General features: G+C 71.1%; 21 protein-coding genes. 14 read left to right on the forward strand and 7 right to left on the reverse strand.

Features of this window, described 5'->3' with window-relative positions; all coding sequences use genetic code 11:
- Nucleotides 1-92: 92 nt before the first annotated feature.
- Nucleotides 93-278: a 50S ribosomal protein L28 gene (rpmB, locus tag PH203_RS25045; RefSeq protein ID WP_003993230.1), complete on the reverse strand. Its 186-nt coding sequence runs from the start codon at nucleotides 276-278 to the stop codon at nucleotides 93-95.
- 258 nt (nucleotides 279-536) lie between these two features.
- On the opposite strand from rpmB, the gene PH203_RS25050 reads away from it, so the two are divergent.
- Nucleotides 537-2,474, forward strand: coding sequence for a DAK2 domain-containing protein (locus PH203_RS25050; RefSeq protein WP_289922732.1), 1,938 nt, complete (start codon nucleotides 537-539; stop codon nucleotides 2,472-2,474).
- A gap of 542 nt (nucleotides 2,475-3,016) precedes the next feature.
- On the opposite strand, the gene PH203_RS25055 is transcribed toward PH203_RS25050, so the two are convergent.
- Both PH203_RS25055 and PH203_RS25060 read right to left on the reverse strand, forming a co-directional pair.
- Nucleotides 3,017-6,073 carry a tetratricopeptide repeat protein gene (locus PH203_RS25055; protein ID WP_289922733.1) on the reverse strand — a complete coding sequence of 1,019 codons (3,057 nt, stop codon included), beginning with the start codon at nucleotides 6,071-6,073 and terminating at the stop codon, nucleotides 3,017-3,019.
- A complete protein-coding gene (locus tag PH203_RS25060; protein WP_289922734.1) occupies nucleotides 6,073-7,911 on the reverse strand; it encodes an HSP90 family protein in 1,839 nt (612 codons plus the stop codon). Before PH203_RS25060 ends, PH203_RS25055 begins: the two co-directional genes overlap by 1 nt.
- 165 nt (nucleotides 7,912-8,076) lie before the next feature.
- Here PH203_RS25060 and recG point away from each other — a divergent pair, with 165 nt between their 5' ends.
- The 8 genes from recG (at nucleotide 8,077) to mutM (ending at nucleotide 15,387) form a co-directional block, all read left to right on the forward strand.
- A complete protein-coding gene (recG, locus tag PH203_RS25065) occupies nucleotides 8,077-10,275 on the forward strand; it encodes an ATP-dependent DNA helicase RecG (RefSeq protein WP_289922735.1) in 2,199 nt (732 codons plus the stop codon).
- A 39-nt stretch (nucleotides 10,276-10,314) separates the two neighbouring features.
- Nucleotides 10,315-10,902, forward strand: a complete 588-nt coding sequence (rsmD, locus tag PH203_RS25070) for a 16S rRNA (guanine(966)-N(2))-methyltransferase RsmD (RefSeq protein ID WP_289922736.1) — start codon at nucleotides 10,315-10,317, stop codon at nucleotides 10,900-10,902.
- 26 nt (nucleotides 10,903-10,928) lie between these two features.
- Nucleotides 10,929-11,408 carry a pantetheine-phosphate adenylyltransferase gene (coaD, locus tag PH203_RS25075; protein WP_289922877.1) on the forward strand — a complete coding sequence of 160 codons (480 nt, stop codon included), beginning with the start codon at nucleotides 10,929-10,931 and terminating at the stop codon, nucleotides 11,406-11,408.
- Nucleotides 11,409-11,465: 57 nt separating this feature from the next.
- A complete protein-coding gene (locus PH203_RS25080; RefSeq protein WP_289922737.1) occupies nucleotides 11,466-12,512 on the forward strand; it encodes an ATP synthase F0 subunit B in 1,047 nt (348 codons plus the stop codon).
- A gap of 151 nt (nucleotides 12,513-12,663) precedes the next feature.
- Nucleotides 12,664-13,314 (forward strand): YceD family protein, encoded by a 651-nt coding sequence (locus PH203_RS25085; RefSeq protein ID WP_289922738.1) that lies wholly within the window; start codon nucleotides 12,664-12,666, stop codon nucleotides 13,312-13,314.
- A gap of 2 nt (nucleotides 13,315-13,316) precedes the next feature.
- Nucleotides 13,317-13,490: a 50S ribosomal protein L32 gene (gene rpmF, locus PH203_RS25090; RefSeq protein ID WP_015657589.1), complete on the forward strand. Its 174-nt coding sequence runs from the start codon at nucleotides 13,317-13,319 to the stop codon at nucleotides 13,488-13,490.
- Between the two features lie 19 nt (nucleotides 13,491-13,509).
- Nucleotides 13,510-14,298, forward strand: coding sequence for a ribonuclease III (gene rnc / locus PH203_RS25095; RefSeq protein ID WP_289922739.1), 789 nt, complete (start codon nucleotides 13,510-13,512; stop codon nucleotides 14,296-14,298).
- Between the two features lie 228 nt (nucleotides 14,299-14,526).
- Nucleotides 14,527-15,387 (forward strand): bifunctional DNA-formamidopyrimidine glycosylase/DNA-(apurinic or apyrimidinic site) lyase, encoded by an 861-nt coding sequence (gene mutM, locus PH203_RS25100; protein WP_289922740.1) that lies wholly within the window; start codon nucleotides 14,527-14,529, stop codon nucleotides 15,385-15,387.
- On the opposite strand, the gene PH203_RS25105 is transcribed toward mutM, so the two are convergent.
- Both PH203_RS25105 and PH203_RS25110 read right to left on the reverse strand, forming a co-directional pair.
- A complete protein-coding gene (locus PH203_RS25105; protein WP_289922741.1) occupies nucleotides 15,360-15,749 on the reverse strand; it encodes a helix-turn-helix domain-containing protein in 390 nt (129 codons plus the stop codon). The two genes, mutM and PH203_RS25105, sit on opposite strands and share 28 nt — an antisense overlap.
- 86 nt (nucleotides 15,750-15,835) lie before the next feature.
- The gene (locus PH203_RS25110) at nucleotides 15,836-17,014 is read right to left on the reverse strand and encodes a CAP domain-containing protein (RefSeq protein ID WP_289922742.1); all 1,179 of its coding nucleotides are present in this window, start codon (nucleotides 17,012-17,014) and stop codon (nucleotides 15,836-15,838) included.
- A 174-nt stretch (nucleotides 17,015-17,188) separates the two neighbouring features.
- On the opposite strand from PH203_RS25110, the gene PH203_RS25115 reads away from it, so the two are divergent.
- The 4 genes from PH203_RS25115 (at nucleotide 17,189) to PH203_RS25130 (ending at nucleotide 23,517) form a co-directional block, all read left to right on the forward strand.
- Complete coding sequence (locus PH203_RS25115) at nucleotides 17,189-17,470, forward strand: acylphosphatase (protein WP_289922743.1); 282 nt, start codon at nucleotides 17,189-17,191, stop codon at nucleotides 17,468-17,470.
- Nucleotides 17,471-17,852: 382 nt separating this feature from the next.
- Nucleotides 17,853-18,056 carry a hypothetical protein gene (locus PH203_RS25120; protein ID WP_037649730.1) on the forward strand — a complete coding sequence of 68 codons (204 nt, stop codon included), beginning with the start codon at nucleotides 17,853-17,855 and terminating at the stop codon, nucleotides 18,054-18,056.
- 223 nt (nucleotides 18,057-18,279) lie between these two features.
- Nucleotides 18,280-21,885, forward strand: a complete 3,606-nt coding sequence (gene smc, locus PH203_RS25125) for a chromosome segregation protein SMC (protein ID WP_289922744.1) — start codon at nucleotides 18,280-18,282, stop codon at nucleotides 21,883-21,885.
- Between the two features lie 216 nt (nucleotides 21,886-22,101).
- Nucleotides 22,102-23,517 (forward strand): sugar porter family MFS transporter, encoded by a 1,416-nt coding sequence (locus PH203_RS25130; RefSeq protein ID WP_289922745.1) that lies wholly within the window; start codon nucleotides 22,102-22,104, stop codon nucleotides 23,515-23,517.
- Between the two features lie 157 nt (nucleotides 23,518-23,674).
- On the opposite strand, the gene PH203_RS25135 is transcribed toward PH203_RS25130, so the two are convergent.
- Nucleotides 23,675-24,646 carry an LLM class flavin-dependent oxidoreductase gene (locus PH203_RS25135; protein WP_289922746.1) on the reverse strand — a complete coding sequence of 324 codons (972 nt, stop codon included), beginning with the start codon at nucleotides 24,644-24,646 and terminating at the stop codon, nucleotides 23,675-23,677.
- Between the two features lie 276 nt (nucleotides 24,647-24,922).
- Between PH203_RS25135 and ftsY the strand changes: the two genes are divergently transcribed.
- Nucleotides 24,923-26,134, forward strand: coding sequence for a signal recognition particle-docking protein FtsY (ftsY, locus tag PH203_RS25140; protein WP_289922747.1), 1,212 nt, complete (start codon nucleotides 24,923-24,925; stop codon nucleotides 26,132-26,134).
- Between the two features lie 161 nt (nucleotides 26,135-26,295).
- Here ftsY and PH203_RS25145 read toward each other — a convergent pair whose 3' ends face one another.
- Nucleotides 26,296-26,961 (reverse strand): bifunctional DNA primase/polymerase, encoded by a 666-nt coding sequence (locus tag PH203_RS25145; protein ID WP_289922748.1) that lies wholly within the window; start codon nucleotides 26,959-26,961, stop codon nucleotides 26,296-26,298.
- Between the last annotated feature and the right edge of the window lie 6 nt (nucleotides 26,962-26,967).

Consider the following 26,967-nt stretch of genomic DNA (forward strand, 5'->3'; position numbering starts at 1 on the left):
GCTAGCACGTGGGTACGGCAAAAAGCCGGCCCACCCTGAGGTGGACCGGCTAGATGCAGCGAACCAGCAGTGGCCGCGCGCTTAGCTGTGCGTCAGCGCGAGACCTTGCCGGCCTTGATGCACGAGGTGCAAGCGTTCACGCGCTTCGGCGTCCCGCCGACCACGGTACGGACGCGCTGGATGTTGGGGTTCCAGCGACGGGACGTACGGCGGTGCGAGTGCGAGATGTTGTTGCCGAAGCCCGGCCCCTTGCCGCAGACGTCGCAGTTGGCAGCCACGGGTCACTCCAAAGACTTCAGATGCACTTACGGTTGGATCCCGGCGGGCCGGGATCGAGATCGTAGGATCAGAGATCTGAGTGGCGCTGCCAGGGGAATGGCCCGATGTGGATCGGGCAACCGGAGCAGCATACAACGACTGCGCCAGTAGAACGAAACTACCATGGCTGCTCAGGGGCCTGCTCCCGGCCCTCTTCCGGCGGACACCGCTCCGGGGTCTACGCTGCGTGCCAGTCCAGGCAGCTCAAGGAGGCGCAGGTGGCGCAGGTGCCGCAGACATTCTTCGATGCTCTCGCGGTACGCACCTGGTGCGGCCTCGCGCTGACGGCGCTGGGTCGCGCGCGCGAGGAGATCGACGCGATCAACGTCTACCCCGTCGCCGACGGGGACACCGGCACGAACCTCTACCTGACCATGGAGTCCGCCGCCGCGGCCGTGGAAGCGGTGTTCGCCGCCTACGACGAGGACAGGCCCGCGCTGGCCGACGCCGCCCGCGCGATGGCGCACGGCGCGCTGATAGGCGCCCGCGGGAACTCCGGGACGATCCTCGCGCAGCTGCTGCGGGGCATGTCCCAGGTGCTCGCCGCCGACAGTGAGACCGCTCACACCGACGGCGCGGGCCTCCGTCTCGCCCTGCGACGCGCGGCCGACTCCGCCCGGCAGGCCGTGGCGCATCCGGTGGAGGGGACGGTGCTCTCGGTGGCTTCGGCCGCGGCGGAGGCGGCGGAGGCGGTGGGACGAGGCGCTGGGACCGAGGGGGCTGTCGGGGCCGACGTGCTCGACACGGTTGACGCGGTCGACGCGGTCGACGTGGTCGGGCGGGCTGTCGGGGCCGATGCGGTGGGACGGGTCGCCGGGGCCGAGGGGGACTGCGGGGCGGTCGCACGGGCCGCCTACGAAGGAGCGCGGGACGCTCTCGCGGCTACCCCGGGGCAGCTTGCCGTGCTGGAGCGGGCCGGGGTGGTCGACGCCGGAGGGCGGGGGCTGGTGGCGGTGCTCGGGGCGCTGGTGGAGACGTTCACGGGGGAGGCGCCGGGGGCGGTGGCGGCTGGGGCGCCGCAGTTGCGGGGGGCGGTTGGTGGGCCTGAGGCGGGGAGTGCTGGGCCGGGGACGGCGGCTGCCGCCAGGCCTGTGGTGGTGGGCTTCGGCGATGCCGGTCAGGCCGTCGAGGCCGGCGAGGTGTTCCATGGGCCCGGTGCTGGTACGGGCGCCCATACAGCCGGGACGGCGGTCACCGTCGACGAGTGCGACGACGTGCCCTCGGAGGCCGGTGGGCCCGCTTTCGAGGTGATCTATCTCCTGGAGGCCGAGGACGACGCGGTGGACCGGTTGCGGCGACGGCTCGACGGGCTCGGGGACTCCCTCGTCGTGGTCGGCGGCGACGGACTGTGGAACGTCCATGTGCACGTCGACGATGCGGGTGCCGCCGTGGAGGCGGGGGTCGAGGCCGGACGGCCGTACCGGATCCGGATCACGCACTTCGGGCTCGGCGATGTGCACACGCGGGGCGGTGAGCGGCCGCTGCGGGAGCGGGTGCAGCGGGCCGTCGTCGCCGTCGTGCCCGGTGAGGGGCTGGCCGGGCTGTACACCGAGGCCGGCGCGACGACCGTGCTCGCGCGCCCCGGGGAGCCGCCCGCGAGCGGGGAGATCGTCGAAGCCGTACGACGGGCCCACGCGCGCGAGGTCGTCCTGCTGCCCAACGACGCCGATCTGCGCCACACCGCGGCCGCGGCGGCCGAGCAGGCCCGTACGGAGGGCATCCGGGTCGCCCTGATCCCGACCCGCTCGGCGGTCCAGGGCATCGCCGCGCTCGCCGTGCACGAGCCCGATCGCCGCTTCGACGAGGACGTCGTGTCGATGACGTCGGCGGCCGGTGCGACCCGTTACGCCGAGGTCGCCGTCGCCGAGCGCCAGTCCTGGACCATGGCCGGCATCTGCCAGGCCGGCGACGTCCTCGGCCTCATCGACGGCGACGTCGCCGTGATCGGCTCCGACGTCACCGCCGCGGCCGAGACCGTCCTGGACCGCATGCTCTCGGCCGGCGGCGAACTGGTCACCCTCGTCCTCGGCGACGAGGCCCCCGAACCCATCGCCGACCACCTTGAGGCACGCGTGCGTGAGGGATACCTCGGCGTCGACACGGTGGTCTACCGGGGCGGCCGACAGGGCGCGCTGCTGCTCATCGGCGTCGAGTAGCGGGCCGGGGCGGGGGAGGCGGGCAAGCGGGCGCGTTGGCGGGGGTGACGTGGCGAGTGGGCGGGGGCAGCTCGTTGGGGTGGCGGCGCCGGGCAGCTTGCTGTGTCGGTGCGGGGCAGCCTGCCGGGTCGGCGTCGGTAGCCGGTGGTGTTGGCGTGGAGCGGGCGGGCGGATCGGCTTTGGGTGGTTCGTCGGTCGGCGCTTGTGTCCCGCTGTCTTGGTGGTGAGTGGGCTGCCGTGTGTCGGCGTGGAGCAGCCTGCCGGGTCGGCGTAGGGCAGCCTGCGGGGTCGGCGTCGGTGGCCCGTGGTGTTGCGTCGGGTGGGCGCCCGGGTCGGCTTTGGGTGGTTCGTCGGTCGGCGTTCGTGTTCCGCTGTCTTGGTGGTGAGTGGCCTGCCGTGTGTCGGTGCGGAGCAGCCCGCCAGGGCGGCGACGGCAACCGGTCGCGTCCGGGTGGGCAGCCCTCAGGGCGGCGTCGGGAGCCGGCGGCCCCTTGCCGGCTCGGCCGTGAGTACCCCGCGCCGCCCGCGCCCGTCCCGCGCGGTTACCGGTCCGCCAGCGCCTGGAGCAACTGCTCCGCCTCCGCCCGCCGGGCCCGCACCGTTTCCTCCTCGTCGTGTCCCTCGTACGCCTCGTACGCCTTCAGCACCGCACGCGCGCGTGCCCCCGCCCCCTCCGGGCGGCCCAGGTCGGCCTCCAGCCAGCCCGCGGCGAGTTCGGCGCCGGTGCGGTGGTGGAGGGCGTCGGGGCCGAGGGAGGCGAAGACGACGATGGCCTCGGTGACCTGGGACAGGGCGTCCTCCGTGGCGGCCCGGCCGGAGTCCTCGTCGTCGTCCTCGGCGGCGCCGCGGGTGAGGAGGTCGCCGAACTGGCGGTGGGTGTGGCCGAGTTCGGCGACCAGGAGACGGCGGGCCTCTTCGTCGCCGGGGTCCGCGGCCAGCGCCTCCTCGCACTCCCGGACCGCGGCCGCCATCAGCTCCCGGGCGTCGCCCTGTCCGTCCTCCGCGCGCAGCGCCAGCCACGCGCGGGCGCGGAGGGCGCGCACCAGGCCGTGGACGTCGCCGAGCGAGCGCCACAGGTCGCCCGCGCGCGCGTACGCCTGGTCCGCCTCGGCCGGCAGCTCGGCCTGGCCGAGGGACTCGGCGGCGAGATGGGCGAGTGTCGCGTGGTCCTGCTGCTCGGGCCAGAGCCTCGCGATCTCGGCCGCCTGCAGCCGCCGCTCGGCCGCCGCGCGGTGCTCGCCGAGCTCGCTCAGACAGTCGCCGAGCCACCACCGGGCCTGGACGACGGCGCCGTCGCCGTGCGTCTCGACGCTCAGATCCGGCAGCGCCGACTCCAGCACCTCCGCGGCCTCCGCCCATCGCCCCTGCCGCAGCAGGAACCCACCGAGCAGATGCCGTGCCCATGCACCCAGCGCGGGACCCTCACCGGCCTCGTCGGCCCAGTGCGCCGCCTCCAGAGCCTGTTCGGCGGCCTCCGCCACCCGGTCCCGGCCGCCCAGCACCTCGGCGAGCTGAAGATGCAGCTGGGCCCGCCCGGTCGCCTCCAGATACGGCCCGCCGTGCTCCAGGGCCGCCCGCAGCGCGCGCTCGGTCTCCGTGATGTCGCCGAGATGGTGCGCGAGCGGCGCCAACCGCGCCTCGTACTCGACGGCGAACCACGGCAACCCCGCCGCGACGAACCCCGCCGCGGCCCGCCCGAACAACTCCGCCGCCGCCTCCAGCTCCCCGGCGTGCAGGGCCAGCTCCGCCAGCATCGCCCGCGCCTCGGCGGCCCGCGAAGCAAGCTGTACGTCATCCCCGCCCCGCCCACCGACGAGCGCCTGCACCTCCCGTACGGCGGCTTCGGCTTCGGCGTACACCGCGGAGGGGCCGGAAAGGCTCCCTTCCTCGCCGGAGCCGGCCGGTGCGGCCGAGGGACCCGTTCCGTCGGTGCCGTCACCCGGCACGTCTCCGCCGACCTCCCCCGGCGTCCCCCCGGCCTCCTGCACCCGCCGCATCAGGATCCGCGCCCGTCCCATCAGGACCGACGCCGTCTGCCGTACGCCGGTCGCGTCCTCGGCGTAGAGCGCGAGGATCTCGTCGTACGGGCCGGTGACCGCCCGGAGAGCCCCCTCGACGTCACCCCCGAGGGCGCGGACGAACGCCGCACGCGTGCGTGCCGCGAGCGCCTCGCCCGGGTCGCCCGCCTCCGCGTACAGCTCGGCGGCACGCTCGAACAGCTCGGCGCCCTCAGGACCGAGGTCCATCGCCTGGTGGTCGGCGATCTCCGCACGGTCGCGCGGGTCCAGCTCGACGCCCTCCGCTGCCCGGGAGACCGCCGCCCACGCCTCGACAGCGTCTGGACGGAGGCTGTCCGACAGCTGCCGCGCCTGTGCGATCAGGGCCGGCAGATCCGGTTCCGCGGCCTCCCGCGACGGAGCCGGGACAGCTGCCCCCGCCGCTCGCCGCGCCGCCGGATCCGGTCCGGTGGCCGTCCGCGCCGACCGCACCCCCAGCGGCAGCCGCTCCACCAGCGGCTCCTGGGCCATACGCGCGCGTGCCCGTTCACTGACGTACGTCGTGCCGTTGCGCGCGTCGAAGCGGCCCGCCAGGTCGAGCGCCTCCGCACGCGCGTGTGCGGCCAGTTCGCGGGCCGTCCAGGAGCGGTCCGCCGGCCCCGGCACCTGCCGGTCGCCGAGCCCGAGCGAGGTCAGCCGGTCCATGAGCAGCGTCACCACGCTCAGGAACTCCAGCCCGCTGCGCGGATGCCCGGTGTCGGTGAAGTACGCGGGCCGCTCCGCGAGCAGCTCCAGCGCACGCGCCTCGTTGCCGGTGAGGGCGCAGAACTCGACGTGGTCGGCGTAGGCGCCGCGCATGCTCTCCATGGCCCGTACGAGCCGGAAGCCCCGCAGATGGTTCGCGCGTGCCTCGTCGAGACGGCCGAGCCGCAGCAGGGGCAGCAGGGAGGCCGCGAGGGACGTGTGCGGCTCGTGGGCGCAGGTGAGCTCGCCCTCCAGGACCGGTGCCCACAGCCGGAGGGCTTCCTCGTCCCGGCCGCGCTCCGACTGCCACCAGCCCTGCCCGTGCAGCTCGCACGCGTGGCAGTCGGCCATACGGTCCCGGTCGGCGGCCAGCCACGCGGCGTACGCCCGCTCCGCGCGCGGGACGTCCCCGATGTGCGCGGCCACGTTGAACTCCGCGCTGCGCACCGCCCGTTCGGAGTGCCCGGCGAGCCGGTAGCGGTGTGCCATCTCGCCGAGCCACTTCTCGATCGAGGCGAGCGGGACGTGCGGCTGGTCGGTCATGCCGGAGGAGACCCACTTGAAGACCCAGTGCAGGGTGTGGGTCTCGTACTCGTCGAAGTCCTCGGGCCGTTCGTCCCACAGGCGCAGCAGACGCGCGAAGGGGACGAACATCCGGTCCTTCTCGGAGCTGTAGTTGTAGACCTTCAGCTGATGCCCGAGCGCCTCGATCACCGCGAGGGGGATGTTCAGCTTCTCGGCCTCGGTGAGCAGCTGCTCCGCGCGCGCGTTGCGGGCGGGACCCTCCGGCTGCTCGCCGTTCTCCGCCATCGCCCGGCGCAGCGAGTCGAAGTCCGTTATCCCGTCGATGCCGCCCATCAGCGACCCTCCTCGCCGTTCGTGGCCCACTCCAGCAGGCCGATGAAGGCCCGGTTCAGCAAGGCCGAGTCCGCCGGCCTGAGCGGCCGCTGCGCCATCAGCAGGGCCTGCCCGTACAGCGACTCGACGGCCGTGCCGATCAGCTCGGGCTCGCCGATCGAACCGATCCGCCGGATCAGCGGATTGAGATGGTTGAGCACCAGACGCGCGCGTGGCGCGCTCGCGCGCAGCGAACCGAGGATGCCCGCCCACAGATCGTCGGCCTGCGCCTCGGCCTCCGCCCGCGCCTGCTCGTGCCGGGCCGCCCGGTCGTCCAGGTGCAGCGCGGGCACGGTGAGCGGATGGAAGGACCGCAGTACGACGTCACAGCCCAGCGGGTCGAGAGCGGCCCGCGCGGCCGCCAGGAAGCCGGACAGCGCCAGCTCCTCGGCCGGGTCGACGGCGTCCAGATGGGCCGTCACGGTGTCCGGGTCCAGCTCCGAGACCACCGTCCCCGGCCGCACCGACGGCAGCGCCTGGACCAGGTCGCTGTCGTACGTGTAACCGCCGTTGACCACCCCGATGCCCTGCGCGGACGCGATCGGCGCGACCTGCCGGAACTCCTCCACGGTCCGCGTGAAGTGCACGACCCGGTGCCGCTGTGCGAACTCCTCCAGCGACAGCTGCCCGTCGGTCGTCTCGAAGGGCAGCCACGGCAGCATCGTGCGCAGCATGTCCGTGTCGTGCCGCGCCAGCGACTTCACCCCCAGGTGGTGCACGGTGAGGAAGGCCGCAAGGCGTTCCGGATCACCGGCCGCCAGCCCCGTCAGCCAGTCCCGGATCCTCTCGCCCAGCGCCTCCCGTACGGCCGCCAGCGTCTCGTCCTCGTACAGCGACTCGCGCGAGGCCGTCGGCCGCAGGCTGTCCGTGTCCAGCACACAGCGCACGAAGAACGCCCAGTCCGGCAGCAGCTGTTCGGCCTGCTCGGTCAACAGCATGCCCTTGAGATGCACGCGGTGCGTCGCGCGCGTGGCCGGACTCACCGCCGAGGGCAGCACGTACGCCACCCCGCGGATCCCGGCGAGCGGCACGTCCAGCTCGATCGAGTCCAGCGGAGTGAACCCGAACAGGTCATGACAGTGCCGCGCCAGAGCCACCCTCCGGGCGGCGGGGGAGGGGTACGCACGGTCCCAGGGCGCCGGCAGATCGGTGACCGCCTCGCCGTCCACCCGCACGTCGTACGGCAGCAGCGAGCCGAAGTCCCGCGCGAGGGCGAGCACCCGCTCGGGGGCCAGCCACTCGCCCGCACCCGCGCGGGCCACCAGTTCCACGGTGGTACCGGGCTCGGGCCGCGCCTCCTGCGCCAGCGTCCGCACGGTGTACGAACCGTCGTCGCCCGCCGTCCACTCCACGGGCGCCGCGTCCGGCGTACGCGCACTGCGGCTGACGACCCGGATCCGCTCGGCGACCACGAAACAGGCGAGCAGGCCGATGCCGAACTGGCCGAGGAAGTCGGAGCGGACCTCCTGGAGCCCGGTCTGAAGCCCCTCGGTGCGCTTCGAACTCCGGCCGATCGTCGCCAGCAGCGTGTGCACGTCCGACTCGGTGAGTCCCACGCCGGAGTCCTCGACCCGCAGCAAGCCGCCCTCCGCGTGGATCCTCACCTTCGCCGGGGCGTCGGGCTGTTCGGCGCGCCGGGCGGTGATGGCGTCCACGGCGTTCTGGAGCAGCTCGCGCAGATAGACCTTGGGACTGGAGTAGAGGTGATGGGACAGCAGGTCCACCAGGCCACGCAGGTCGACCTGGAACGTATGAGGTGACGGGGGTACCTGGGATGGCTGTGAGGTCTGGGAGTCCATCGCTGCAGCGCCGCGGTTGGGGGAGGACCTCGGCGCGGGGTCGGGCGGTCCCGGTGGGGCAGTGACCGCTAGATGGCCGGAGGCGCGTCATCCTAGGGCCGGAACAGCCCGTCTGACCAGGGGTTTCCCGAGACGTATACGGCGATGTCAGTGGGGTGGTGTGCAATGGATCTCGTGCCCGCGCTCGAAGAACCACTGAAGAAGGTGCTCGGCCCACCCACCGCGAAGGTGATGGCCGAGCACCTCGGCCTGCACACCGTCGGCGACCTCCTGCACCACTACCCGCGCAGATACGAGGAGCGAGGCCAGCTCACCCACCTGGCCGACCTCCCGATGGACGAGCATGTGACGGTGGTCGCCCAGGTCGCCGACGCCCGTCTGCACACCTTCGCCTCGGCCAAGGCCCCGCGAGGCAAGGGCCAGCGCCTCGAAGTCACCATCACGGACGGCAGCGGCCGCCTCCAACTGGTCTTCTTCGGCAACGGCGTCCACAAGCCCCACAAGGAACTCCTGCCCGGCACCCGCGCGATGTTCGCGGGCAAGGTCTCGCTCTTCAACCGCCGCCTCCAACTGGCGCACCCGGCATATGAGTTGCTGCGCGGAGACACGGAGGAAACAGTCGAGACCTGGGCCGGCGCGCTGATCCCCATCTACCCCGCCACGGCCAAGCTGGAGTCCTGGAAGATCGGCAAGGCGCTCCAGACGGTCCTCCCCAGCGCCCAGGAGGCCGTGGACCCCCTCCCGGACTCCCTCCGCGCCGGCCGCGGCCTGGTCCCGCTCCCCGAGGCCCTCCTCAAGATCCACCGCCCTCACACCAAGGCCGACATCGAGGACGCCCGCGCCCGCCTCAAGTGGGACGAGGCCTTCGTCCTCCAGGTGGCCCTCGCCCGCCGCCGCCACGCCGACGCCCAACTCCCCGCGGTCGCCCGCAGACCCAAGCCGGACGGCCTCCTGACGGCCTTCGACGACCGCCTCCCCTTCACCCTCACCGAGGGGCAGCAGAAGGTCTCCAAGGAGATCTTCGACGACCTGGCGACGGAGCATCCGATGCACCGCTTGCTGCAGGGAGAAGTGGGTTCCGGGAAAACGATGGTGGCCCTGCGCGCCATGCTCGCCACCGTCGACGCCGGCGGTCAGGCCGCCATGCTCGCCCCCACCGAGGTCCTCGCCCAGCAGCACCACCGCTCGATCGTCGAGATGATGGGCGACCTGGCGGAGGGCGGGATGCTGGGCGGATCGGAGCACGCCACCAAGGTGGTCCTGCTGACCGGCTCGATGGGCGCGGCCGCCCGCCGCCAGGCCCTGCTCGACCTCGTCACCGCCGACGCCGGGATCGTCATCGGCACGCACGCGCTGATCGAGGACAAGGTGCAGTTCCACGACCTGGGCCTGGTCGTCGTGGACGAACAGCACCGCTTCGGCGTCGAACAGCGGGACGCCCTGCGCGGCAAGGGCAAGCAGCCCCCGCACCTCCTCGTCATGACCGCCACACCCATCCCGCGCACGGTCGCCATGACGGTCTTCGGCGACCTGGAGACCTCGGTCCTCGACCAGCTCCCGGCCGGCCGCTCCCCGATCGCCAGCCATGTCGTCCCGGCCGCCGACAAGCCCCACTTCCTGGCCCGTACCTGGGAACGCGTCCGCGAGGAGGTCGAGAACGGCCATCAGGCGTACGTCGTCTGCCCCCGCATCGGCGACGAGGAAGTGGACCCGAAAAAGAAGAAGTCCCCCGAGGACGAGGCCGAGAAGCGCCCGCCGCTCGCGGTCCTGGACATCGCCGAGCAGCTGTCCAAGGGCCCCCTGGCCGGCCTGCGCGTCGAGGTCCTGCACGGCAGGATGCACCCCGACGACAAGGACGCGGTCATGCGCCGCTTCGCCGCCGGCGAGACGCAGGTCCTGGTGGCTACCACCGTCATCGAGGTCGGCGTCAACGTCCCGAACGCGACCGCGATGGTCATCATGGACGCCGACCGCTTCGGTGTCTCCCAGCTCCACCAGCTCCGTGGCCGAGTGGGCCGAGGTTCAGCGGCCGGCCTCTGCCTCCTGGTCACCGAGATGCCCGAGGCCAGCGCCGCCCGCCAGCGCCTCAACGCGGTCGCCTCCACCCTGGACGGCTTCGAACTCTCCCGCATCGACCTCGAACAGCGCCGAGAGGGCGACGTCCTGGGCCAGGCCCAGTCCGGCGCCCGCACCAGCCTGCGCATGCTGACCGTCATCGACGACGAGGAGATCATCGCCGAGGCGCGGGAGGAGGCGGCGTCCGTGGTGGCGGCGGATCCGGAGCTGACGGCACTTCCCGGACTGCGGACCGCGCTGGACGCCCTCTTGGACGAGGAGAGGGAGCAGTACTTGGAAAAGGGCTGAGAAACTGGCTTCGCAACCACTCCCGAACAAGGACCGAAGATGACTCGCGTGATCGCCGGCAAGGCCGGTGGACGTCGCCTGACAGTCCCGCCAGGAAACGGCACCCGCCCCACCTCCGACCGCGCACGCGAAGGCCTCTTCTCCACCTGGCAGTCCCTCCTGGGCGGCCCTCTGGACGGCGAGCGCGTCCTCGACCTCTACGCCGGCTCGGGCGCCGTGGGCCTGGAGGCCCTCTCCCGTGGCGCGAGTCACACCCTCCTGGTCGAGGCCGACGCCAGAGCCGCTCGGGTCATCCGGGAGAACGTCAGGAATCTCGGTCTCCCCGGCGCCGAGGTGAGGGCGGGCAAAGCCGAACAGATCATCCAGACGCCGGCGCCGGCACCGCCGTACGACATCGTCTTCCTCGACCCCCCGTACCGCGTCACGGATCACGATCTTCGGGAGATTCTCCTCACACTCCGTACCGAACACTGGCTCGCGCCGGAGGCCCTCGTCACCGTGGAGCGCAGCACCAGAGGCGGCGAATTCCAGTGGCCGGACGGTTTCGAGCCGCTCCGGGCCCGTCGTTACGGCGAAGGAACCTTTTGGTACGGTCGCGCCGCCTCTACGTGCGAAGACGCACGATGACCGGACCGGAGAGCGAGGGATCTCAAGTGCGCCGCGCCGTCTGTCCCGGGTCGTTCGACCCGATCACCAACGGACACCTCGACATCATTTCCCGCGCCTCCCGTCTCTACGACGAGGTCTATGTCGCGGTCATGATCAACAAGTCCAAGAAGGGCCTGTTCGAGGTCGACGAGCGGATCGAGCTGATCCGCGAGGTCACCGCCGAATACGGCAACGTCAAGGTCGAGTCCTTCCACGGCCTCCTCGTCGACTACTGCAAGCAGCGGGACATCCCCGCCATCGTCAAGGGCCTGCGCGCGGTCAGCGACTTCGACTACGAGCTGCAGATGGCCCAGATGAACAACGGCCTGTCCGGCGTCGAGACGCTCTTCGTGCCGACCAACCCCACCTACAGCTTCCTGTCCTCCTCGCTCGTCAAGGAGGTCGCGACCTGGGGCGGAGACGTGGCGCACCTGGTGCCGCCGCTGGTCCTGGAGGCCCTCAACAAGCGTCTGCGCCAAGGCTGAACGGGCTACAGTCGTCCCGTCCGTCTCCAACACAGCTGTAGAGAGTGGCGAGCACAGGTGGACGTGCAGAAGAAGCTCGACGAGATCGTGGCCTCGGTCTCCGGCGCCCGGTCGATGCCCATGTCGGCCTCGTGCGTGGTCAACCGCGCCGAACTGCTCGCGATGCTGGAAGAGGTCAGGGCCGCCCTGCCCGACTCCCTCGCCCAGGCCCAGGAGCTGATCGGCGGCCGTGAGCAGATGGTCGAGCAGGCCCGCCAGGAGGCCGAGCGGATCATCTCCGGCGCGCACGCCGAGCGCGGCTCCCTGATCTCCGACACCGAGGTCGCCCGCCGCTCCCAGGCCGAGGCCGACCGCATCCTCTCCGAGGCCCGCCGGGAGGCCGAGGAGGTCCGCGCGGAGGCCGACGACTACGTCGACTCCAAGCTGGCGAACTTCGAGGTCGTCCTCACCAAGACCATCGGCTCGGTCGGCCGCGGCCGCGAGAAGCTCCTCGGCACCGGACCGGGCCTCGACGAGCAGGGCTACGAGGACGAGGACGCCCCCGAGCGCAGCCACGACCCCGAGACCCTGCGCCGGGACGCCGACACCTACGTCGACACCAAGCTCGGCGCCTTCGAGGCGGTCCTCACCAAGACCCTGGAGGCCGTCGGCAAGGGCCGCGCCAAGCTGCACGGGCGGATCGCCACCGACGACCTCGGCGCCCTCGCCGACGACAACAGCACCGTCCAGCACTCCAGCGACGCCGACTACCTCGCCGACCTCGCGGCCCTGGCCGAGCAGGACAGCCGGGCCGCGGCCGAGCAGCCCGTACCGCCGCAGTACGAGCCGCAGCCGGCGTACGGCTACCAGCAGACGGACACCTACGGCGGCGGCTACGCGCAGCAGCCGGCGTACGGCCAGCAGGACGCCTATGGCTACCAGCAGGCCGATCCGTACGCCTACCAGGGGTACGACGCCCAGCAGGCCGCCTACGACGCCGGACAGGCACAGCAGGGCCAGCAGCACGCCCAGCAGTCGTACGCCCTGGACGAGACCAGCCTCTTCGACACCGGCATGATCACGCCGGAGCAGCTGAGGGCCTACGAGCAGGGCCGCGGCCAGTAGACGCCCGCGGGGGCCGGTAGGAAACCACCGGATTGGGCCGTGAGCGAAAGGTCCAGTATCCTGGCTCTTCGGTCGCGTGTACGTCCGCGATCAGCGCTGCCCGGGAACACCGAAGGGCAGCGTCCCTTGAGCTCGAAGATCGAAAGCAGGAATGGCCCTGAACGCCCGTCTCGACCACCGCAAGCCTCTCGTGTTCGACACACACGAGCTGGGGCGGCGGCCCGGTGCGCTTCAGCGGCTGACCCGTGAGATCGAGGCTCCCAAGGATCTCGGGATCGCGGGAGTGATCGGAGTGCCGGAAGGCGCCCCGGTGGAGCTCGAACTCCGGCTCGAGTCGGTCATGGAAGGGGTGCTTGTCACAGGCACCGCCCGTGCACAGGCCGAGGGGGAGTGCGTAAGGTGTCTGGAGCCGCTTGAGCTGGAGCTCGAAGCGGACTTCCAGGAGATGTTCTCGTACCCTGACGCCGATGACCGGGGCCGCGTGAAAGCGGAGCCGGCCGACGACGCCGAGGAAGACGAGGACAGGCTCTTTCTCGAGGACGGCCTGTTCGACCTCGAACCCGTGCTGCGTGACGCGGTGGTGCTTGCCCTGCCGATGCAGCCGGTGTGCCAGGACGACTGCCCCGGCCTGTGCTCCGAGTGCGGAGCCCGGCTGGCGGACGACCCGGACCACCACCATGACGCCGTCGACATCCGTTGGGCGGCACTGCAGGGACTCGCCGGTTCACTCGAAGATGGCGAGAAGGACGAGATGAGCGGCGCCGAAGCGGAAGCGGGCGTCGACGAGAAGCAGGAGAAGTAGCCGTGGCTGTTCCGAAGCGGAAGATGTCGCGCAGCAACACGCGCCACCGCCGGTCGCAGTGGAAGGCTGCGGTCACCCCTCTGGTTGCGTGCGAGCGCTGCCACGAGCCCAAGCAGCAGCACATCGCGTGCCCGTCTTGCGGCACGTACAACAAGCGCCAGGTCCTCGAGGTCTGAGCGGCTGGTGAGAGGCACTGTGTCCACTCCGAAGAAAAATTCTGCGGACAACACGGCCTCGTCCCACACGCTGTTGGAAGGGCGGCTCGGGTACAAGCTCGAGTCCGCCCTTCTGGTGCGTGCGCTGACCCACCGGTCCTACGCGTACGAGAACGGCGGCCTGCCCACCAACGAGCGCCTGGAGTTCCTCGGGGACTCCGTTCTCGGCCTCGTGGTCACGGACACGCTGTACCGCACCCACCCCGACCTGCCCGAAGGCCAGCTGGCCAAGTTGCGGGCCGCGGTGGTCAATTCTCGTGCGCTGGCTGAGGTCGGCCGCGGGCTCGACCTGGGCTCCTTCATCCGGCTCGGCCGTGGTGAAGAGGGCACGGGCGGCCGGGACAAGGCGTCCATCCTCGCCGACACCCTCGAAGCGGTGATCGGCGCGGTCTATCTCGACCAGGGCCTCGATGCGGCGTCCGAACTGGTGCACCGCCTGTTCGATCCGCTGATCGAGAAGTCCTCCAACCTCGGTGCCGGCCTGGACTGGAAGACCAGCCTCCAGGAGCTCACCGCGACCGAAGGCCTCGGCGTGCCCGAGTACCAGGTCTCGGAGACCGGCCCCGACCACGAGAAGACCTTCACTGCTGCCGCCCGCGTCGGAGGCGTCTCGTACGGCACCGGCACCGGCCGCAGCAAGAAGGAGGCGGAGCAGCAGGCCGCCGAGTCCGCCTGGCGGTCCATCCGGGCCGCGGCGGACGAGCGCGTCAAGGCTGCCGAGAAGGCCGCCGAGGCCGCCGGCGCCGACGAGACGCCCGCCTCCGCCTGAAAGTACAGCGCGTCACCGAAGCGCCCGCCCCGCACCTGGGGCGGGCGCTCGGCTCATGGCACCGGGCGCATAGCACCTGGCCCATGCACCGGGCTTGCAGCACCGAGCTGATAGAACCGGACTCGCAGCCCCGAGCCGACAGCACCGGCTCGTAGCACCACACACCCACCGGCTGAGAGCGCCGGCTCACAGCACCGGCTTGTCACACCGGCTTTCACAGGGGATCCCATGCCCGAGTTGCCCGAGGTCGAGGTCGTACGACGCGGTCTGGAGCGGTGGGTCGCCCACCGCGCGGTCGCCGAGGCGGAGGTGCTGCACCCGCGTGCCGTACGCCGTCACATCGCCGGTGCCGACGACTTCACCCACCGCCTCAAGGGCCACCGCATCGGCGTCCCGAGCCGCCGCGGCAAGTATCTGTGGCTGCCCCTGGAGGACACCAACCAGTCGGTCCTCGCCCACCTCGGCATGAGCGGCCAGCTCCTGGTCCAGCCGCACGAGGTGCCCGACGAGAAGCATCTGCGCATCCGCGTCCGGTTCGCCGACGGCCTGGGCACGGAACTCCGCTTCGTCGACCAACGCACCTTCGGCGGACTGTCGTTGCACGACAACACCGAGGACGGCCTGCCCGACGTCATCGCGCACATCGCCCGCGACCCGCTGGACCCGCTCTTCGACGACGAGGCCTTCCACCAGAACCTCCGCCGCAAGCGCAGCACCATCAAACGGGCCCTGCTCGACCAGTCGTTGATCAGCGGAGTCGGCAACATCTATGCGGACGAGGCGCTTTGGCGCGCCCGTATCCACTACGAGCGTCCGACCGCCGGCTTCACCCGCCCGCGCACGGCCGAACTCCTGGGCCACGTAAGGGACGTGATGAACGCGGCCCTCGCGGTGGGCGGCACGAGTTTCGACAGCCTGTACGTCAACGTCAACGGGGAGTCCGGGTACTTCGACCGCTCGCTCGACGCGTACGGCCGCGAGGGACAGCCCTGCAAGCGGTGCGGTACGCCGATGCGCCGACGGCCCTGGATGAACCGGTCCAGCTACTTCTGCCCGAAGTGTCAGCGGGCGCCGCGCGTCTCGTCGTAACGCAGGCGCGCTTCGAGCACCTCGTCCATGCGGCCCTCCAAGAACTGGATGAGGCCGATCAGCCGCTCGGCGACCCCGCGCCCCAGCGGGGTCAGCTCGTAGTCCACGCGGGGCGGGTTGGTCGGCTGGGCCTCGCGGTGCACCAGGCCGTCGCGCTCCAGGGCCTGGAGGGTCTGGGACAGCATCTTCTCGCTCACGCCGTCCACGCGTCGGCGCAGCTCGTTGAAGCGCAGGGAGCCGTCGTGGAGGGCGCCGAGCGTGAGGCCGCCCCAGCGGCCCGTGATGTGCTCCAGCGTGCCGCGCGAGGGGCAGGCCTTGGCGAACACGTCGTAGGCGAGATCGATCTCCTGCGTGCTTTCCATATCCCCAGCGTACGGGAGGACAGCGCTAACGAAAAGGGAGCACTAACCGCGGGTTAGCGCTCCCTTCTCCCTGGCCCCTGCTTCGGTCAGTAGCCGAAGTCCTGCGTCCACCACGGACCGCCGGAGCCGAAGTGCACACCGACCCCCAGCGTCTTGAAGTCGCAGTTCAGGATGTTCGCCTTGTGGCCCGGGCTGCTCATCCAGGCCTCCATCACCGCGGCGGCGGTGGCCTGGCCCCGGGCTATGTTCTCGCCGCCGAGGCTGGTGATGCCGAGCGCCTCGGCCCGGTCCCAGGGGGTCTCGCCGCTGGGGTCGGTGTGGTCGAAGAAGCCCTCCGCGGCCATGGCTTCGCTGAAGGCCTCCGCCAGCTTGGCGAGCTCGCTGTTGGCGGCGACCGCGCTGCAGCCCACCTTCGCCCGCTCCTCGTTCACCAGCTTCAGCACCTCGGCCGCGGCCTGGGCCTCCGCGGAGACGGTCACCGGCCCGGCGGTCTTCTTCGGCGGGGTCCTCTCCTTCTGCGAAGGAGTCGTCTTCGGCTTCTTGCTGGGCGTGGCCGTCGGCTTCTCCGACGGAGCCTCGCTCGGCGCGGCCGTCGAGGCCGAGGCGGACGGCGTCGGTGAGGCCGTACGGCCGCCGGCGCGGCTGGCCGCCTCGTCGTCCCGGCTCTCGTCGGCGCTGCCGGAGGTGCCGCCCTGCTCGGTCGCGGAGTTGGTCGGGGAGTTCGCGGCCTGCACCTTGTCGGAGTTGCTGCCGCCGCCGAGCTTGTAGTTGTCGAGGCCGGGCACCACGCCGGTGGCCACCGCGACCGTGCCGATCGCGACCGCCGCGGAGACCCCGAGCAGACCGGTCTTGACCGGCGTCACGACCTTCTTCTTGCGCCGACGGCCCGAGCCGCCCCCACGCCGCGGACCGCCGTCGCCCGGCGAGAAGCCCTCGCTCGGGAACATCGCGGTGCTCGCGGTGCCCGTGGACCACGCGTAGTCGTCGTCCGTCGCGTAGAGGTAGGCCTCGCTGCGGGCGACGTGCGCCTCGGGGTTCAGATAGGGCGCGATCCCCACGACGGGGTACTCGCCCGTGTGGTGACCTCGGGCGTCCGCCTCGAAGTCGTACGAGAACTGCTGGTCCAAGCCGTACGAATGCTGCGGGTCATAGTCGTACGAGTGCTGCCGGTCGTAGCCGCTCGTGTATGAGCCGTCTGTTTCTGTGACCCCCGTGGCGCGGCCCGTGGCGGCGCGGCCGGCGGCGGAGCGTCGGTGGCGTCCCATGTGTCCTGGCCTTCCTAGGTCTTTGTGGCCGACTCGTCCCCCAGCGGTCGGACCGAACTCACAAAACTCACACGATCGAGTGAGTTTCGTATGAGATTCATTGGCAGGGGACGGTACCGCATGGCGCCAGGGGAGGGAGAGTCCAGAGAGACATTGGTTGGTTAGGTTGCATCCATGAGCGAGGATGTGCGATTGGTCGCCTGGGTGCGTGGACGCGTCCAAGGTGTGGGTTTCCGCTGGTTCACCAGGGCCAAGGCCCTTGAGCTGGGTGGGCTGAGTGGTTTTGCTCTCAATTTGGGGGACGGACGGGTCCAGGTGGTCGCCGAGGGTCCGCGCGAGCACTGCGAGGGGCTCCTCGACTGGCTCCAGGGCGAGGACACGCCCGGGCGCGTGGACGGTGTGACCGAGATCTGGGACACACCCCGTGGGGGTTACGACGGCTTCGCCATCCGCTGAGCCGGTTCTGTAAAGCACGCCAGGTCGAAGCGGAGTGGCATGCCACGGGCAACTGCCTGAAGCAGAAAGGTGCTGGTGGTTGCCAAGAACGGCTTTTCCTGGGAGGCTCCGCACTTAAGAATGATCGCTACGCCCTGAGGGCCCCGCAGGAGTCGCCGCGCCGCCGTTCAAGGCCGCATGCCCCCGGGTTGCCCGCCAATACAGGGCGTGATCGTGTTGACCGTCAAACTTTTTGGTGAGACGCTGAATGCACCCCGCGCACCTTAGCTGTTTGGCATGGATGAACGGCAGCACAAACTCAACAGTGCCAAGCATCGCGGGTGCGAATCCCTCACGACCCACACCGCTTCGGTCGGTCACTCAGTGTGGAGGACCATCCATCATGGCAAAGGCGCTTCTCGGTTACGTCGGCGGCTCCGACCCGCGACTCATTGCCGAGATGCGACGGCTCCAGCAGCGCGTACAGGACCTCGAATCCGAGCTCGTACGGATCCAGGCCGAGAACGACGCGCTCGCGGCTGCCGCTTCTCACGACTCGCTTCTGGAGAGCATCGACGCACACCAGGCGGAGCCTGCGCTCACCTGATCACTGCATCGCACCACGACACGCAGTGGTTGGGCTGCCCGTATCAACCGCTAAGTTGTCAGAGATTGAGTTTGCAAGGGACGCTTCGGCGTCCCTTCTTTCTTTCCCCCGTGCTCCCCACACCTTCTTTAACGTCTGATGTGCCCTGCACGTTCATGGGTGAAACCGCGGGAAACAGCACGTTCATGGAGTGAGACAACCCCGGAAGGTAGAGTCCAGCGGCGTGCACCTCAAGGCCCTGACCCTCCGTGGGTTCAAGTCGTTCGCCTCGGCGACCACGCTCCGGTTCGAGCCCGGCATCACGTGTGTCGTCGGCCCCAACGGCTCGGGCAAGTCCAATGTCGTCGACGCCCTCAGCTGGGTCATGGGCGAACAGGGCGCCAAGTCGCTGCGCGGCGGCAAGATGGAGGACGTCATCTTCGCCGGCACCACCGGGCGTCCGCCCCTGGGCCGTGCCGAGGTCTCCCTCACCATCGACAACTCCGACGGGGCGCTGCCCATCGAGTACGCCGAGGTCACCATCACGCGGATCATGTTCCGCAACGGCGGCAGCGAGTACCAGATCAACGGCGACACCTGCCGCCTCCTCGACATCCAGGACCTGCTGTCCGACTCCGGCATCGGCCGCGAGATGCACGTCATCGTCGGCCAGGGGCAGCTCGACTCCGTCCTGCACGCGGACCCGATGGGCCGCCGCGCCTTCATCGAAGAGGCCGCGGGCGTCCTCAAGCACCGCAAGCGCAAGGAGAAGGCCCTCCGCAAGCTGGACGCGATGCAGGCCAACCTCGCGCGCGTGCAGGACCTCACGGACGAGCTGCGCAGGCAGTTGAAGCCGCTCGGCCGGCAGGCGGCGGTCGCGCGGCGGGCGGCAGTGATCCAGGCGGACCTGCGAGACGCCCGCTTGAGGCTGTTGGCCGACGATCTCGTACGGCTGCGCCAGGCGCTGAAGTCCGAGATCGCCGACGAGGCCGCGCTGAAGGAACGCAAGGAAGCCGCCGAGGAGGAGCTGAAGAAGGCCCTCCAGCGGGAGGCGCTCCTGGAGGACGAGGTCCGCCGGCTCACCCCGCGCCTCCAGCGCGCCCAGCAGACCTGGTACGAGCTCTCCCAGCTCGCGGAGCGCGTACGCGGCACGGTCTCGCTCGCCGACGCCCGGGTGAAGAGCGCGACCTCGGCACCACCCGAGGAACGGCGCGGCCGCGACCCCGAGGACATGGAGCGCGAGGCCGCCCGGATCCGCGAACAGGAGGCCGAGCTGGAGGCGGCCCTGGAGGCGGCCGAGCGGGCGCTGGAGGACACGGTCGCGCACCGGGCCGAGCTGGAGCGTTCGCTGACCGACGAGGAACGGCGACTGAAGGACGTCGCCCGTGCCATCGCCGACCGCCGCGAGGGCCTCGCCCGGCTGAACGGTCAGGTCAACGCGGCCCGTTCGCGAGCGGCATCGGCCCAGGCGGAGATCGACCGGCTGGCGTCCGCGCGGGACGAGGCCCAGGAGCGGGCTTTCGCCGCCCAGGAGGAGTACGAGGCCCTCAAGGCCGAGGTCGACGGCCTGGACGCGGGCGACGCCGAGCTGTCCGAGCAGCACGCCGAGGCCAAGGAGCGGCTCGCGGAGGCGGAGGCCGCCCTCACGGCCGCCCGGGAGGCGGCGACGGCGGCGGAGCGGAAGCGGGCGGCGACCCAGGCCCGGCACGAGGCGCTGGCGCTGGGGCTGCGCAGGAAGGACGGTACGGGCGCGCTGCTCGGTGCGAAGGACCGGCTGACGGGGTTGCTGGGTCCGGCCGCAGAGCTGCTGACGGTGACACCGGGGTACGAGGTGGCGCTGGCGGCGGCTTTCGGGGCGGCGGCGGATGCGTTGGCGGTGACGTCACCTTCGGCGGCGGCGGACGCGATCCGGTTGCTGCGGAAGCAGGACGCGGGTCGGGCGTCACTCCTTTTGGCAGGGGGCCCCGAGGACGCGCCCTTCAGGGGCGGCGCCGGGCCGCATCAACCGCCGCGGGGCGCGACAAGCCACGACGCACCCGCGGACGCCGCACATCAACACGCGGCAGATCTGGTACGCGCCCCCTCCGACCTCATGCCCGCCATCCGACGGCTACTGCACGGCATGGTCATCGTCGGCACCCTCGAAGACGCCGAAGACCTCGTCTACGCCCACCCCCACCTCACCGCCGTCACCGCCGAAGGCGACCTCCTCGGCGCCCACTTCGCCCACGGCGGCTCCGCAGGCGCCCCGAGCCTCCTCGAAGTGCAGGCCTCCGTGGACGAGGCAGCCGCAGAACTGGAAGAGCTGGCCGTCCGCTGCGAGGAGCTGAGCGAGGCCCAGCACGAGGCCCAGGAGCGGCGCAAGGAATGCACCGCCCTCGTGGAGGAACTCGGAGAGCGCCGCCGCGCCGCCGACCGCGAGAAGTCCGCCGTGGCCCAGCAGCTCGGCCGCCTCGCCGGGCAAGCCCGGGGCGCTGCCGGCGAAGCGGAGCGCTCCGTCGCCGCTGCCGCGCGGGCGCAGGACGCCCTCGACAAGGCCCTCCAAGACGTCGAAGAACTCGCCGAACGCCTCGCCGTGGCCGAAGAGATGCCGGTGGAGGAAGAACCCGACACCTCCGTCCGCGACCGCCTCGCCGCCGACGGCGCCAACGCCCGCCAGACCGAGATGGAGGCCCGCCTCCAGGTCCGTACGCATGAGGAGCGCGTCAAGGGGCTCGCCGGCCGCGCCGACTCCCTGGACCGCGCCGCCCGAGCGGAGCGCGACGCACGCGCGCGTGCCGAGCAGCGGCGGGCGAGGCTGCGGCACGAGGCGGCGGTCGCCGAGGCCGTGGCCTCCGGTGCGCGGCAGCTCCTCGCGCACGTCGAGGTCTCCCTCACCCGAGCCGAGCAGGAGCGCACCGCCGCGGACGCCGCCAAGGCCCGCCGCGAGCAGGAGCTGACCGCCGCCCGGACCGCCGGCCGCGATCTCAAGGCCGAGCTGGACAAGCTCACCGACTCGGTGCACCGGGGCGAGGTGCTCGGCGCCGAGAAGCGCATGCGGATCGAGCAGCTGGAGACCAAGGCGCTGGAGGAGCTGGGCGTCGAGCCCGCCGGACTCGTCGACGAGTACGGGCCCCATCAGCTCGTACCGCCTTCTCCGCCCGCCGAGGGCGAGGAGCTGCCGGACGATCCCGAGCATCCGCGCAACCAGCCGAAGCCGTTCCACCGGGCCGAGCAGGAGAAGCGGCTCAAGGCGGCCGAGCGGGCTTACCAGCAGCTCGGGAAGGTGAACCCGCTCGCGCTGGAGGAGTTCGCGGCGCTGGAGGAGCGGCACAAGTTCCTGAGCGAGCAGCTGGAGGACCTGAAGAAGACCCGGGCCGATCTGCTTCAGGTGGTGAAGGAGGTCGACGAGCGCGTCGAGCAGGTCTTCACCGAGGCGTACCGGGACACGGCCCGGGAGTTCGAGGGTGTCTTCAGCCGGCTGTTCCCCGGGGGCGAGGGACGGCTGATCCTCACCGACCCCGACAACATGCTGACCACCGGTGTGGATGTCGAGGCGCGTCCGCCGGGCAAGAAGGTCAAGCGGCTCAGTCTGCTGTCCGGTGGCGAGCGTTCACTGACCGCCGTAGCGTTGCTGGTGTCGATCTTCAAGGCCCGGCCGAGTCCGTTCTACGTCATGGACGAGGTCGAGGCCGCGCTGGACGACACCAACCTTCAGCGACTGATCCGGATCATGCAGGAGCTGCAAGAGGCCTCGCAGCTCATCGTGATCACGCACCAGAAGCGGACGATGGAGGTCGCCGACGCGCTGTACGGCGTCTCCATGCAGGGCGACGGTGTCTCGAAGGTCATCAGCCAGCGGCTTCGCTAGCCGGGTTCAACTGCGAACCGGGTTCAACCTCTGAAGCAACTCTTCAAGACTTGAACACATCATGGTCACGCATGCCTCGTATCTCACACCGCTCCCCCTATTGACTTCGAAACTTGAAGGCATAGTCTCGGCAACGTTACTTTTACCTTCAGGTACCACCTACCCGGAGGGTCGTCCCCCACCCGGCAGCGTTGCCGGTGGCCCGAGGAGTCTCACGTGACCAGCACATCGCAGGCACCCCAGTCCGGAGCCAGGACGGCGCCGCCCGAACATCTCGGGCACGTCGTCTTCATCACCGCCGCGGCAGCCCTCGGCGGGTTCCTCTTCGGCTATGACAGCTCCGTCATCAACGGCGCCAACGGCGGCATCCAGGCCCGGTTCGACCTCAGCTCCGGTGCCACCGGAACCGTCGCCGCCTGTGCCCTCCTCGGCAGCGCCGTCGGTGCCGCGATCGCCGGCCGCATCGCCGACCGCATCGGCCGGATCCGCGTCATGCAGATCGCGGCGGTGCTGTTCGCCGTGAGTGCCGTCGGTTCCGGACTGCCCTTCGCCGCATGGGACCTGGCCTCCTGGCGGGTCCTCGGCGGTATCGCCATCGGCATGGCCTCGGTGATCGGCCCGGCCTACATCGCGGAGGTCGCCCCGCCGGCGTACCGCGGCAGGCTCGCCTCCTTCCAGCAGGCCGCCATCGTCATCGGCATCGCCATCTCGCAGCTCGTGAACTGGGCCATCCTCAACATGGCCGACGGTGAGGAGCGCGGGAAGATCGCCGGCCTGGAGGCCTGGCAGTGGATGCTCGGTGTGATGGTGATCCCGGCGATCATCTACGGCCTGATGTCCTTCGCGATCCCCGAGTCGCCGCGGTTCCTGATCAGCGTCGGCCGGATCGACGAGGCCAAGAAGGTGCTCACCGACGTCGAGGGCGACATCGACCTGGACGCCCGGGTCGCCGAGATCGACGACGCCATGCGCGGCGACCACAAGTCGACGTTCAAGGACCTGCTGGGCGGGCGCTTCGGCCTGCTGCCGATCGTCTGGATCGGTATCGGACTCTCCGTCTTCCAGCAGCTGGTCGGCATCAACGTCATCTTCTACTACTCGAACCTGCTGTGGCAGTCCGTCGGCGTCGACCCGTCGAGCTCGTTCTTCTACTCGTTCGAGACCTCGATCATCAACATCATCGGCACCGTGATCGCGATGATCTTCGTCGACCGTATCGGCCGCAAGCCGCTCGCCCTCATCGGCTCGGTCGGCATGGGCATCTCCCTGGCGCTCGCCGCCTGGGCGTTCTCCTACCAGAACGGCAACGACCCGCTGCCCACCGCGCAGGGCTACGTCGCCCTGATCGCCGCCAACGCCTTCGTGCTCTTCTTCGCCCTGTCCTGGGGTGTCGTCGTCTGGGTCATGCTCGGCGAGATCTTCCCCAACAAGATCCGCGCCGCCGCGCTCGGTGTGGCCGCCTCGGCCCAGTGGATCGCCAACTGGGTGATCACCATCACCTTCCCGGACCTCGCGGACTGGAACCTGTCGCTCACCTACGTCGCGTACGCGGTGTTCGCCTTCCTCTCCATCCCGTTCATCCTCAAGTTCGTGCCCGAGACCAAGGGCAAGAAGCTGGAGGAGATGGGCTGAGGGCCCGTATGAACTCGGGGGGAGGGGCCCAAACCCCGCTGCCCTTCTCCCCGTGACCCTCACCGTCGCCCCGGCTCGGCCACTGCCCGAGCCGGGGCGACGGTGTCTTCGCCGGCCTCGACGTACGGGTCGGATCACCGCGTCGTCGGTTCGCGGCTCAACTCCCCAGCGCCGGCAGCACCTCCTCCGCGAACAGCCGCAGGCTCCGCCATCCCTCCTCCACCGGCATGCCGCCCGCGAGCGGATGCAGGACGAGGTTGTCGAGGCCCTGGTCCACGCACTGCTCCGGCGTCAGGATCCGGTACACGCCCTCGGCGCGGAGCTCGTCCACGGTCGTGGCCCCCGACTTCACGGCGGAGCGGATGTCGCCGGACTGCCAGGAGGCGTAGGTCCGCGCCTCGTGCAGGAAGTGGGAGCCGTAGCTGGACCAGGCCTCGTCCGGGTTCTCGGCGATGTGCAGCAGAGGTGTCTCGGCGGCGGGCATCATCGTCCAGCCCTCCGTGCCGTACTCGACGAGCCGCTCCTTGTAGTACGACTCCAGCTCCGGGAGGTGCGCGCTGGGGAAGAAGGGCAGGCTCAGACGGGCGGCCCGGCGGGCGGCGGCCTGGGAGGAGCCGCCCACCAGGAGCAGGGGGTGCGGGTCGGTGAAGGGGCGCGGGGTGACCCGTACCGTACGGCCGCGGTACTCGAACTCTTCGCCGGTCCAGGCTTTCAGCAGCGTCTCCAGGACCTCGTCCTGGATACGGCCGCGCCGCTTCCACTCCACGTCGAACAGGGAGTACTCCTCGGGGCGGTAGCCGATGCCCACGACCGTCACCAGGCGGCCGCCGCTCAGCAGGTCCAGTACGGCGATCTCCTCGGCCAGCCGGAGCGGGTCGTGGAGCGGGCCGATGACCGCGGAGACGGTGACCGCGAGACGTTCGGTCGCGCCGAAGACCGCGCCCGCGAAGGCGAAGGGGGAGGGCAGCCAGTTGTTGGCGACGCCGTGGTGTTCCTCGGTCTGGACCGTGGTGATGCCGTGCTCGTCGGCGTAGGCGGCCATCTCCAGCGCCGCTTTGTAGCGGGCGCGGAGGGAGGCGGGGGTGGCGCCGGGCTCCACGAGGTTGAAACGTACGACCGTTACGGGCATGGGGTCCCCCTCGGTGCGCTGGGCGGTGGAGGGGGACGCTAGCTGACGGTGCGTCAGATGGCCATGGCTGCGGGCTTGTCCGTGACGGGCGGGTCGCCGGCGGGCGGTACGACGATCCCGGCGCCGCCCGCCGTCCTGCACATGATCGCCGACGAGGACGCCGAGGACGCGAGCCGAGGGCGCCCAGGTGTCGCACCGCTGGACGGCCCGAGAGGTGCGCGACCCCGGTTCGGAGAACGACTGGCCAGACAGCGGGTCGCGCATACTGGACCCGTTATGGAAACCGTCATCCTTGCTGTAGTCATCGCCGTGGTCGTGCTCGGTGTGCTCGGCGGGCTCGTCGTCGGCAGCCGACGCAAGAAGCCGCTGCCCCCGCCGCCTCCCGCAGCGCCCGACATCACCGCCCCTCCGGCCGAGCCGCACGTCGGCGACGAGGCCGAGACGCCGCGCGACGAACCGCGCCGCACGATAGAGGAGGTGGATCTTCCCGACGGCTCGACCGGTGTCGCCGTCGAGGAACCCCCCGTCGTCGAAGAGCTCCCGCCGACCGAGATCGAGGTCCCGGAGCCCACCGCCGGCCGCCTGGTGCGGCTGCGCGCCCGTCTCTCCCGCTCGCAGAACGCGCTCGGCAAGGGTCTGCTGACCCTGCTGTCGCGCGAGCACCTCGACGACGACACCTGGGAGGAGATCGAGGACATCCTCCTCACCGCCGACGTCGGCGTCGCCCCCACCCAGGAGCTGGTCGAGGGCCTGCGCGAGCGGGTGAAGGTGCTCGGCACCAGGACCCCCGCGGAGCTGCGCGGGCTGCTGCGCGAGGAGCTCCTGAAGCTGGTCGGCACCGACTTCGACCGGACCGTGAAGACCGAGCCGGAGACCAGCAAGCCCGGCATCGTGATGGTCGTCGGCGTCAACGGCACCGGCAAGACCACGACCACCGGCAAGCTGGCCCGGGTGCTGGTCGCCGACGGCCGGAGCGTGGTGCTCGGCGCCGCGGACACCTTCCGTGCCGCCGCCGCCGATCAGCTGCAGACCTGGGGCGACCGGGTCGGTGCCCACACCGTGCGCGGGCCCGAGGGCGGCGACCCCGCCTCCATCGCCTTCGACGCGGTGAAGGAGGGCAAGGAGATCGGTGCGGATGTCGTGCTGATCGACACTGCCGGGCGCCTCCACACCAAGACCGGTCTCATGGACGAGCTCGGCAAGGTCAAGCGGGTCGTGGAGAAGCAGGCGCCGCTCGACGAGGTGCTGCTCGTGCTGGACGCGACGACCGGGCAGAACGGTCTCGTGCAGGCCCGCGTCTTCGCCGAGGTCGTCGACATCACCGGCATCGTGCTGACCAAGCTGGACGGCACGGCCAAGGGCGGCATCGTCGTCGCGGTCCAGCGGGAGCTGGGGGTGCCGGTGAAGCTGGTGGGGCTCGGTGAGGGCGCGGACGATCTGGCGCCGTTCGAGCCGGAGGCGTTCGTTGACGCCCTTATCGGCGACTGACCACCGCCCCCCTTTGCGCCTAAACCGGCGCCGCTCTCGCGGAGGTGGTTGCTCGCCGTCGTGGTTCCTCAATTGATGGTTGCGGTCGCCGGGAGGCGAAAAGAAGGGCCCCGTCACCTGGTGCAGAGGTGGCGGGGCCCTTCGCTGTGTACGCCGTAGGCCTACGCCCGTGACCGATGCGCCACGTACGCCAGCGTCCCGAGCAGCAGCCGCGCCGCCGGCGGCTTGGTCGCCGAGTCCAGGGCGGGGGAGCGCATCCACTGCACCGGGCCCAGGCCGCCGCGGTCCGACGGTGGGGCCGTGATGTAGGTGCCCGGGCCGAGGCCGCGCAGGTCGAGGGAGGTCGGGTCGTCCCAGCCCATGCGGTAGAGGAGCTCGGGGAGTTCGGCGGCGGCGCCCGGGGCCACGAAGAAGTGGGCGCGGCCCTCGGGGGTGGCCGTCACCGGGCCGACCGGCAGGCCCATACGCTCCAGGCGGACCAGTGCGCGGCGGCCGGCGGGTTCGGCGACCTCGATGATGTCGAAGGCGCGGCCGACCGGCAGCATCACCGCGGCGCCGGGGAACTCGGCCCAGGCACCGGTCACCTCGTCGAGGGTCGCCCCGGCGGGTACCTCAGGGGCGAAGTCGAGAGGGTGTGCACCCGGTGCGCGGCAGTCGGCGCGACCGCAGGAGCAGGCGCCCGCGGCGGCCCGGGCGCCCGGGACCACGGCCCAGCCCCACAGGCCGGTGAACTCGGCCACGGCGGTGCACTCCGACGAGCGGCCGCGGCGACGCGAGGAGGACCGGATGTCGCGGATCCCCCGACTGCTGCCGATCGTGAAGCCCATGCCCCC

Source organism: Streptomyces sp. S.PB5, assembly GCF_030403745.1.
Lineage (GTDB): Bacteria > Actinomycetota > Actinomycetes > Streptomycetales > Streptomycetaceae > Streptomyces.